Below are 8,264 nucleotides of genomic sequence, written 5' to 3'. Positions count from 1 at the left end.
TCAGCGCCTACCTGAAGCTCCAGGCTGCCACTGAGATGACAGGAGGTCGATTCCACCGAATTAGAAGCTCGGCGGCCACGAAATGCGCCAGTGCGCTCCAAGTTGCACCATTTTCACACGGCCTGGGTCATAAGCGGACGTCGGTTTTTCCACTCTCTCAGGGGCGTTCCTCACCCGCTTCAGGGCAGTTACTTCGAAGGGGCATTCCTCTCCCATGGTCTCTTGCCATCGGCATCTCTGTCCCAGGGACGCGTTGTCGGCGCGCTCTTTTCCTCCGCGGCCGCTCGATTTCGATCGGCTCTGACCTGCTCGCGGTCTGATCGAGGCTCTTCGGGCGAGGGAGCGCTTTGCGCGAAGGCCTGGAATGGGGTGAGGAGCGCGATGATGATGATCTTGATCATCCGCGGCTTTAGCACGGATGCCGCGGGGCGTCCGATTTAGTTCGTCCCACTCTCAGGGGAATCAAACACCAATGTCCGTTTTCGACGGCATGTCCGACATCTTCGCGGAAACGTTCGGCCGCGAGGCGAACTACTTCGCGCCTGGCGCGGGCGCTGCCGTGCCGTGCACCATCATCGTCAACGAGGCCTCGCAGGAGCGCGTGGAGCTGGCGGCCAAGCCGAACGTAGCCGGCAAGCGCATTGCGGTTCGGGTCAGTGAGATCCCCGAGCCGGTCCGCGATGGCCGCTTTGTCGAGGACGACAGTGGCGCGTCCTACGTCATCGTCGGAAAGCCCGTGCTCGACGTCGCCGACCCCTCTATGTGGATCTGTAAGGTCGCCTGATGCCCGCTGATTTCGCCGGGGCCTTGCAGGCCATCAAGGATAAGTTCACCGCCGAGTGGGTGCTCGGTGGCAACCCGCGCACGCGCGTCGCCGAGGTCAATAAGGAGCCGAGCGCGCCCTGGCCGCCGAAGGGCACCGACGGGCTGCTCGCGTCGTGGGTGCTGATTGCGCCCGAGGGTTCTGGCGTTATCCATCGCGGCTTCGGCAAGCCGGGCAGCCAACAGTACATCTACTATGGCCACCTCCGCATTCATGTCTACATCCCGGTGGGTGGCGGAACGGAAGACGCTTTCTTGCTTGCCATCGCTGCCGGAGAGATCTTCCGGGCGAAGAAGTTTTACGACGACGTCTCGCCTGGCTGTTACGTCCGAACCTGGGCGCCACAGGTCGATGGCGGCGCTCCTGGCGATGATGACGGCGCCTGGTTCCGGGTGACCGCAACGATCCCGTTCGACTATTACCATCGGGGGTAAGGCATGCCGGTCAAGACGAAATACGTGCCGGGCATCGAAGTGAAGCAGCTCGACAGGATCACCGTAACACGGGTCAACGGCTCGTATTACCGCGACCGTGTGCCGCGAGGATATGCGTGGGATCTGACGTATGAGACTCGCTTTGCCGCGGCGGCTGCCAAGGATCGCGCTAGGCTCAACCTGATCCGGGCGATTGAGGCGGAGGAGGCCCGCCTGCAGCATGAATCCCTGACGTCGCTGAGCGGTCTGCTGGGGCAGCGGGACTTTTCCGATCAGGCGGCGCGGAACGTGCTTGCGAAACGCGCGGTCGATGGCGTCGAAGGCGCGTCCGACGACGATATCCTGCTCTGATGTGCCCGCGTCGTGGTTACGGTCTCCTATTGGTTCTTCAGCATGCAGGCGCTCGCGGAGTTCGCCCTGCAGACGCTGCGCGACCTGTCTCCAGTCGGCTCGGGCGATGATCCACACATCGGGCTCTATCGCGCCAGCCATTTGCTATTTCTCAACGGCTCGGTTGTCGAGAACGCCTCAGCCTGGAAGCCGGGCGACCAGCTCGGGATCTCCAATCCAGTGCCGTATGCGCGGCTGATCGAGGTGGGGATCCTGCGCATGCGGGTGTCCGGCACGGACCGGGTCTACCAGCAGGCCGAAACCATCATCCGCTCGCGCTACGGCAACGTCATCGACGTCAAGTTCACCTATATGCCGGTCCGCTTCACGAGCCGCTCGGCCGCGGCGACCTTCCGCCGTATCGAGGGCAAGGACGCCGACACGCGCGCGTCCTCGCTCAAGGAGCAGCCGGCGCTGCTCATCACGTCACGCCTCGCCGCCTGAGTTGCGCGGCAGCGCTTAAGTCGAAGCCCCCTTCCAACCATCTGCATCAGGAGCGGACGCATGGTGACCTACCAGAGTCAATCGAACGGCTATTACGCGTATAAATTCCAGACGGCCCTTGGCGCACAGGCGACCGGTGCCGGCGCGAAAATCTTCCGCACCACCGGCGCCGGCAATCCCGGGACGATGACAAAGGCCGTCACCGCGAGCAACGAGACGCGGCGCGATGGCCAGCGTTCGCGCGGCCGCCATGGCAGTCAGAAAACCTCCGGTACGGCTGGCGGAGAGCTCGCGCTCGGCGCCTACGACGATGTCCTCGAGGCGATCATGCGCGGCACCTACAGTGCTGCGGATCTGGCGATCACCGAGGCGACCGCCGGCCTGACGTCGATTACCACCACGGCAAATACGATTGTTGCGGGTGCCGGTTCGTGGATCACGGCGGGTTTCAAGGTGCATGATGTCTGGCGGCTCACCAACCATGCGACGGCTGGGAATAACGGCAAGAACCTCCGCATCGTCGACGTCACGCCCACGACGCTGACGGTCGCCGAGACCTTGGTAGCAAACGCCACGCCCGATACGGCTTTCACCCTCACGCGTCCTGGCCGTGTGCTGATCAATCCGCCGGCGGGCTCGCTGGTCGATCGCTACGTCACTTGGGAAGAGCACGAAATCGACATCGACGGCTCGGAGCTGTTCACCGACGTCGTGTTTGGCAGCGGCAGGATTGCGATGACGCCGAACGGCATCATTACGTTCGAGGCGGGCTGGACCGGCACGGGCCGGTTCGAAACCAAGACCGGCGCAGCCGCGCCGTTCTTCGCGTCGCCGACCGAGAACGCGGCGACGCCCATGGCCGTTGTCGACGCCACGTTGCGCCTAGGCTCGACCGACTTGGTTGAGCTGACGTCGTTCGACCTGAGTTGGAATGTCGGACCGACCGCGCCCGACACCTTCGGGTCCGGCGCGCAGAAATATTCGCCGGACGTCTTCCGCGGCAACATGGCCGTAGAGATGAACCTGACGATGCTGCGCAAGGATCTGTCCTACGTTCAGAGCTTCGCCAACGAGGACGTGTTGTCGCTGCACGTGCTGGCGGTCGACAACGAGTCCGAGCCCAAGGATTTCATTGCCTTCAGCGTGCCTAACTTCACGCTCGCCGGCGTCGACAAGTCGGCGCTCAACAAGGACGGCGGCGCTCGCACGCAAACCATCCGCGTACCGGCCGACTTGGTGGGCAAGGATACCCGCGGCGGCGCCTACGATCCGACGATGCTGAAAATCCAGGTCTCCAACGCCAGCTAATTCCCGCTGTTCCCCGACAGGATGATTGCGCGCAATCGGCCCGCGGCGTTGTCGGACGCCGCGGGCCACCTTCCGACAAAGGAATCCCCGATGACTGACTCTGTTGATCTCTCGGCCACGCGGCCGCTCGATAGCTTCGTGCTGGAAATCCGTGTTCCCGGCACCACGCAAAAGACCGGTTGGAAAATCGAGCTGGCCGGTCCGGCCCACGACAAGACCATCGCTGCAAGCGACGAGTTCCAGCGCGAACAGCTCGACAAGGAGCGCGCCATCGAGATGGCGCAGGTCAATGGCCGCAAGTGGAAGGGCGACGGCGACGACGTCGCCGATCGCCGCCGGCGCAATGTTCGCCGCGTCTGCAGCCGGATCGTCGGCTGGTCGCCGAACCCGGTGTTCAAGTTCGTGCAGGATGCGCCGATCGCGTTCTCCGTGGAAGCGGCGACCGATCTGTTCCTGAGGCCGGAGCTGGGCAGCTACTTCGTCCAGGTGACGGACTATCTCAACAGTGAAGCGGCTTTTATGCCGCCCTCAGAGAAGATCTGAGGGCATTCGCGGACAAGACGTTCCAGCTCAACGCCGTCGACAAGGACGGCGTCAGCTACCGCGAGACGCTGCAGGGGCTGCTCAAGCGGACCCGCAACGAGGCGAAGCGGGCAGGGTACGAGGAGCAGCTTCGATGCCCGCCGTTACCGAGATCGCTGGATTACCTGTGGCGCACCTACCATCGGCTCCGCCGGCGCAAGGGCTCGAACGGCTTTGCGATGTCGCCGATCGAGTGGCCCGACTTCGATGCCTTCGTGCGGCACGCGGGGTTGCGCCTGGCGCCATGGGAAGTCGAGGCTCTCGAAGAGCTGGACGATCTGTTCTTGCGTTCATTGACGGCAGACAAGGGCGACGGCTCCGGAGAGCAACAGGATGAGTGATCAGGTCGTTACCGAGTTCGTCATCAACGCCGATACATCAGGCGCTGCCGCCTATGAACGTGCCATGGACGGGGCGGCTCGCGCCGCCAGCCGCGGCATCGGCGCGATCGGCGATTTCGAGGCCTCGCTCGCGGCCGTCGGCGCCGGCGCGCTCGCGGCGATCGTCGGCCTGAATTCTCTGGTCGACCATGTGGTGAAGGCGAACAAGCAGCTTGCCGACATGCAGCGGACGGCGAAGGAAGTCGGCTTGTCGCTCGCCGACTTCCAGGGCGTGCAGTTCGGCGGGCAGATCGCGGGTCTCAGCGAGGCACAGGTGACCTCCGGCCTGCAGAAGTCGGCGCAACTGCTCAATGACGCCCAGCGCAACGCCAATTCGCTTTCCAAGGAGTTCGAGGCGAATGGCATCTCTATCCGGAATGCGAATGGCCAGTTGATCTCGCAAAACCAGCTTCTCGGCATCGCCGCCGATCTGATCAAGCGCGCCCGCAACCCGGGCGATCAGGCGGCGATTGCCGAGATGCTCGGCTTCACCAAGGAGTGGATTCCGTTCCTCGAGCAGGGCGCCGGCGCCATGGCGAGCCTGACCGATGAGGCGCGCAAGGCCGGCGCCATCATCGACGATGAGACCATCAACAAGGCCGCCGAGTTCGACCGCGAATGGCGCAAGAGTTCGGTGCAGATGGAGTTCTATCTCAAGTCGGCATTGTTGAGCCTGCTGCCCTATGCCGACGATCTGATCATGCGGTTGTCGAATTTCATCAGCTCGATCGACGTTGCCAAGGCGGCGGCCGCGGCACAAGCCCATGCCGATGAACAGTTGCAGCGCTTGCGCGATGCCGGCGTGCCGGAGAGCGGCGGCATTAAAATTGAAATTACGCCTGGAACCGAACAGGCGCTCGAGGACTTCCGGAATGCGACGCCGTTCACGCTCGATTTCTGGCGCGCGGCGGGCAGGGTGTTTTCCTCCAGCATTCAGGTGCTCGGAGAGAGGGATGTCCCATTCGCGGGCGCTCCGAGCGCGGGCAGCTTCCGCGACCGTTTTCCAGCCTCTATGCACACCGGCGAACCATCTGTGCCCCCGGTCATGGACACCAGCGACGCGGCCATGGGCGCGGCCAAGGCCGCGGCGGCCTGGTCGGCGCAGGGCGAAAGCTGGAAGAAGTTTTCGGCTGACGTCCTCGCCGGCGCCGACCAGATCTCCGGCGGCTTCTCCAAGGTCGCCGCGCGCAGCAAGGAGGTCGACGACGCCTTCGATCGCGCTATCGCCACGGCGAAACAGCATATCGATCAGCTCTATGCCGATGCTGATGCCGTCGGGCTCGGCGCCGGCGCGCTGGCGAAGTATCGGACCGAGGCAAAGCTGATGTCCGCCGCGGAGGCGCAGGGGCGGCCGATCACCGAGCAGCTCAAGGCTCAAATCGCCGCCTTGGGAGACGAGGCGGCCGATGCGGCGACGGATCTCGAGCGGGTCAGGGTGGCCGCGCAGATTGATTTTGCGCGCAAGACCGCGTTCCTCTCGCCCGAGGACGTGCAGATCGCGCAGCAGCTCCAGAAGATTTACGGCAATGACGTTCCGACCGCGCTGGCCTCGTCCGAGGCGGCGGCGATACGCGTCAATAGCGCGATCAGGGAAGGTCGCGACGTCGGGCTCGATTTCGCGAAAACTTTCGTGCAGGGGTTGCTGCAGGCCAAGTCTCCGATGGAGGCGCTGACCGCGGCGGCCGAGCAGCTCGCTTCCAAAATGGGCGATAAGGCGCTGACCGATCTGTTCTCCGGCAATTTCGCGCAGGCCGGCGTCGAGGGCATCGTCGCGATCGGCGCGTCGCTCTTTGCCGGCGACCAGAAAGCCAAGAAGGAGATGGAGGAGGCCAAGAAGCAGTGGGCCCAAATGGCCGATCAGGTCAACAAGTTCAATTTGGCCGCTAAAGGTGTGGATCTCGGACCGCTGACAAACGAGCTGAACTCGCTCTATTCGAGCTTTAAGACGCTGTTCGACGCCGCGGTCAAGGCGAAGGATTACGGTGGTGCCGGCAGCCTCACCGATACGTTCAATGCATCGGTCAATCGCGTCCTCACCGAGTTTGCGCACGGCGCGGACGTGCTCTCGCCGCTGCAGCAGCAGATCAAGGGCGTCAACGACGAGGCGGCTGGCCTAAAGGACACGCTAGGCCTGATCAATGCCGGCGGCGATTTCAGGGGCTTCATCGATAGCGCGGCGCAGGCGCAGATCAAGGCCCTGGTGGCGCAGTTCACGGACACAGTTACGCAGGGCCTGCAGGAGCGTCTCAACGCGGCTCAGGGCAAGGGCTATCTCAACGATGCCGCCGGGCTGCTCAAGCAGCACCAGACGGATCTCGCCAACGCCGCGGAGCTGGGGAACGATCCCGCGATGCTCGCGCAGATCGCGGCCGTGTTCGCGGCCGAGGCGCAGAAGATCATTCAGGACGCTGGCCTGGTCGGCGATCAGTTCGCCGATTTCATCGACATCTTTCCGGATCTCGCCGGCGTCGTTCATCAGGCGACCCTCGACGTCACGGATTCGATCAAGACCATCCAGCAGTATCTGGAAAGCCTGCAGGTCGGCTCCAACTCGATCCTGTCGCCGGAGGACCAGCTGGCCGCGGCGCAGGCGAACTTCAACCGCCAGCTTGCGCTGGCGCAGAGCGGGGATGCCGACGCGCTGGGGTCGATCACGCAGTACGCCCAGACGCTGCTCGACCAGGCCAAGGGCTTCTATGCGTCGTCGGACGGATATGCGGCAATCTATCAGGCCGTCACGGCGGCCCTTGGCGCGCTGGCCGGGCCGGCCGCCTTCGCGCCATCGGCAGCGGTCCCGACGGCCTCCGTAGCGCCTTCCGCGGCCTCGCCGGTAGCGAACGCGTTGGCCTCGACGCGCAGCTCGGCGGCAAACGACAACGGCCAGTATTTCGCGCAGCTCGGCCAGACCTTCATCCAGGCGCAGGCAGCGGCCACACAGGCGCAGGTGCAGGCGCTGCGGGACGCAGTTGAGGTGTTAGGGGGTAAGCTCGATCGCGTTGCCAACGCGACCGAGGGCGCCGGCCGGCGCGGCGGGCGGCCAAGCCAGAAAGGTGCTGCATGAGCGCAACATCCTATGGACGCCAGAAGCTGGTCGATCATCTGACTGGCGTCGCCGTCTACACATTCCCGCTGCTGTATCTGTCGGCGCATCTCGGCGATCCCGGTGAGGCGGGCTCGCATGCCTTCGAGGTCTCTGGGGCCGGCTATGCCCGCCAGCCGCTGGCCGGCGTCATGAGCGCGGCGGACGCGGACGGCATCAGCGTCAACACGACCATGATCACCTTCGGTCCCGCGGTTGCCGATTGGGGTACGATCGTCTTTTTCGGCATCGAGGAGGCGGCCGTCGGCGGCAACATGGTTTGCCCCGGTGTGCCCTCGTTGCCGCGCACCATCACAACGGGTCAACCGTTGCAGATCCCGCCCGGCCAGCTCCGGCTGCGGATCACTTGACGATCAAGGGGTGGGGTCAAATGGACAAGAGCGATACGTTCCGCAACGATATCCTGAAGCTGATTTTCCACGGCACGCCGATTCCGAACATCGCGGACAATGCCGCGTCGTCGCCTCTCACGCAGTATTTTCTCTCCTTGAACACGGCGGATCCGGGGAGTGGCGGCAATCAGTCGACCAGCGAATGCGCCTATGCCGGATATGCGCGGGTGGCGATCCAGCGTGACGGAACGGGGTGGGTGATCGGCGGCAACGTCGTTTCGCCGGCGGACGACATCACGTTTCCACTGGCTGCAAGCGGCGGCGAGATCGCGCTGTTTGCGACCATCGGCGTAGCCTCGAGCGGCGCCGGCAAGGTGCTCTACCGGGGCGCGCTCAATCCTCCGGTCGTGATCGCCACGGGCGTGCCCCCGGTGATCGTGCAGGGCTCGACGATCACCGAGACCTGATCCG

At 64.3% G+C, this 8,264-nt stretch carries 10 protein-coding genes; all 10 read left to right on the top strand.

Annotated elements, in window-relative coordinates; all coding sequences use genetic code 11:
• Positions 1 to 472 precede the first annotated feature (472 nt).
• The 10 genes from ACZYOF_RS27725 to ACZYOF_RS27680 all read left to right on the top strand — a co-directional run bounded on the left by ACZYOF_RS27725 (position 473) and on the right by ACZYOF_RS27680 (position 8,260).
• Positions 473 to 784 carry a head-tail joining protein gene (locus ACZYOF_RS27725; RefSeq protein WP_282526465.1) on the top strand — a complete coding sequence of 104 codons (312 nt, stop codon included), beginning with the start codon at positions 473 to 475 and terminating at the stop codon, positions 782 to 784.
• A complete protein-coding gene (locus tag ACZYOF_RS27720) occupies positions 784 to 1,257 on the top strand; it encodes a hypothetical protein (protein ID WP_463717772.1) in 474 nt (157 codons plus the stop codon). The genes ACZYOF_RS27725 and ACZYOF_RS27720 overlap by 1 nt, the downstream gene beginning before the upstream one ends.
• Before the next feature lie 3 nt (positions 1,258 to 1,260).
• On the top strand, positions 1,261 to 1,608 hold the full coding sequence (locus tag ACZYOF_RS27715; protein WP_463717771.1) for a hypothetical protein: 348 nt from the start codon (positions 1,261 to 1,263) through the stop codon (positions 1,606 to 1,608).
• Between the two features lie 12 nt (positions 1,609 to 1,620).
• Complete coding sequence (locus ACZYOF_RS27710; RefSeq protein WP_463717770.1) at positions 1,621 to 2,091, top strand: hypothetical protein; 471 nt, start codon at positions 1,621 to 1,623, stop codon at positions 2,089 to 2,091.
• A gap of 60 nt (positions 2,092 to 2,151) precedes the next feature.
• Entirely contained in the window at positions 2,152 to 3,399 is a 1,248-nt protein-coding gene (locus ACZYOF_RS27705) for a phage tail tube protein (RefSeq protein WP_463717769.1), read from the top strand.
• Positions 3,400 to 3,489: 90 nt separating this feature from the next.
• Positions 3,490 to 3,942 (top strand): hypothetical protein, encoded by a 453-nt coding sequence (locus tag ACZYOF_RS27700; RefSeq protein ID WP_463717768.1) that lies wholly within the window; start codon positions 3,490 to 3,492, stop codon positions 3,940 to 3,942.
• On the top strand, positions 3,939 to 4,322 hold the full coding sequence (locus ACZYOF_RS27695; protein ID WP_463717774.1) for a phage tail assembly chaperone: 384 nt from the start codon (positions 3,939 to 3,941) through the stop codon (positions 4,320 to 4,322). The genes ACZYOF_RS27700 and ACZYOF_RS27695 overlap by 4 nt, the downstream gene beginning before the upstream one ends.
• The gene (locus tag ACZYOF_RS27690) at positions 4,315 to 7,422 is read left to right on the top strand and encodes a hypothetical protein (RefSeq protein ID WP_463717767.1); all 3,108 of its coding nucleotides are present in this window, start codon (positions 4,315 to 4,317) and stop codon (positions 7,420 to 7,422) included. Before ACZYOF_RS27695 ends, ACZYOF_RS27690 begins: the two co-directional genes overlap by 8 nt.
• Positions 7,419 to 7,811 (top strand): phage tail fiber protein, encoded by a 393-nt coding sequence (locus ACZYOF_RS27685; protein WP_463717766.1) that lies wholly within the window; start codon positions 7,419 to 7,421, stop codon positions 7,809 to 7,811. Before ACZYOF_RS27690 ends, ACZYOF_RS27685 begins: the two co-directional genes overlap by 4 nt.
• Before the next feature lie 20 nt (positions 7,812 to 7,831).
• Complete coding sequence (locus ACZYOF_RS27680) at positions 7,832 to 8,260, top strand: phage tail fiber protein (RefSeq protein ID WP_463717765.1); 429 nt, start codon at positions 7,832 to 7,834, stop codon at positions 8,258 to 8,260.
• The last annotated feature ends 4 nt before the right edge of the window (positions 8,261 to 8,264 follow it).

This window comes from Bradyrhizobium sp. LeoA1Lang (assembly GCF_055413685.1).
This window is presented reverse-complemented; position numbering and strand designations above follow the sequence as displayed.

Excerpts from the sequence above, each read along its gene's own strand:
- ACZYOF_RS27725 (WP_282526465.1), top strand. The coding sequence starts at position 473 with ATGTCCGTTTTCGACGGCATGTCCGACATCTTCGCGGAAACGTTCGGC.
- ACZYOF_RS27720 (WP_463717772.1), top strand. The coding sequence starts at position 784 with ATGCCCGCTGATTTCGCCGGGGCCTTGCAGGCCATCAAGGATAAGTTC.
- ACZYOF_RS27715 (WP_463717771.1), top strand. The coding sequence starts at position 1,261 with ATGCCGGTCAAGACGAAATACGTGCCGGGCATCGAAGTGAAGCAGCTC.
- ACZYOF_RS27705 (WP_463717769.1), top strand. The coding sequence starts at position 2,152 with ATGGTGACCTACCAGAGTCAATCGAACGGCTATTACGCGTATAAATTC.
- ACZYOF_RS27700 (WP_463717768.1), top strand. The coding sequence starts at position 3,490 with ATGACTGACTCTGTTGATCTCTCGGCCACGCGGCCGCTCGATAGCTTC.
- ACZYOF_RS27690 (WP_463717767.1), top strand. The coding sequence starts at position 4,315 with ATGAGTGATCAGGTCGTTACCGAGTTCGTCATCAACGCCGATACATCA.
- ACZYOF_RS27685 (WP_463717766.1), top strand. The coding sequence starts at position 7,419 with ATGAGCGCAACATCCTATGGACGCCAGAAGCTGGTCGATCATCTGACT.
- ACZYOF_RS27680 (WP_463717765.1), top strand. The coding sequence starts at position 7,832 with ATGGACAAGAGCGATACGTTCCGCAACGATATCCTGAAGCTGATTTTC.